Below are 715 nucleotides of genomic sequence, written 5' to 3' on the forward strand. Positions count from 1 at the left end.
AGGTCGCGCAGCGCATGGCCGCGCGCGATGTCGATGCCGGTGAAACTGCCTTCCAGCGCGCGCGGCGCGTCATGGCAGCCAGCCGCCAATGCGCTGGCGGCAGCGGTGGCGAGAAATTGGCGGCGTTGCATGGGTCTGTTTCCTTTCTGCGAACACGCGCATCCAGCAGGCGGGGGCCGCCAGGAAAGTGGCAGCGGGCAGCCACGGCACCCCGGGCAAGCGCTGCGCTGGAGGCCATCCTAATGCGCGGCGACCTTGCCCCACTCGCGCTCGTAGGCGTGCACCAGGGCCTGGTTCGACAGCCGGTTCACCTCGGCCGGCACACGCGCCATGTCGAGCGGAAAGTCGAACAGCAGTGGCAGCGAGCCGACACTCAGGAACTGCAGCCCGCCCGGCAGGGCGTCGGGCAAGCGCCAGGGGCGGTGGCTGGCGATGACGAAGCCCCACTCGCCAAAGCTGGGCACATGCGCGTGGTAGGGCGCGGTGCGCAGGCCCACCGATTCGATGGTCTGCACCACCGTCCAGAAGCTCTGCCGCGCCACCAGCGGCGAGGTGGTCTGCACCACGGCGTAGCCGCTGGCGGACAGGCGCTTTTCCAGCAGGGCGTAGAAGCTGTTGGTGTAGAGCTTGCCGATGGAGAAATTGGTGGGGTCGGGGAAATCGACCACGATCACGTCAAAGGTATCGCCGGCCTGCGGGCGCTCGGCCGCGCGCG

1 pseudogene is annotated in these 715 nt (G+C 69.0%); it reads right to left on the reverse strand.

The annotated features are described in order from the left end of the window. Positions 1-239: 239 nt before the first annotated feature. A pseudogene (locus ACDELDRAFT_RS23300) lies at positions 240-715 on the reverse strand (polyamine aminopropyltransferase); the annotation flags it as partial.

Source organism: Acidovorax delafieldii 2AN, assembly GCF_000175235.1.
In the GTDB taxonomy this organism is placed as follows: Bacteria; Pseudomonadota; Gammaproteobacteria; order Burkholderiales; family Burkholderiaceae_C; genus Acidovorax; species Acidovorax delafieldii_B.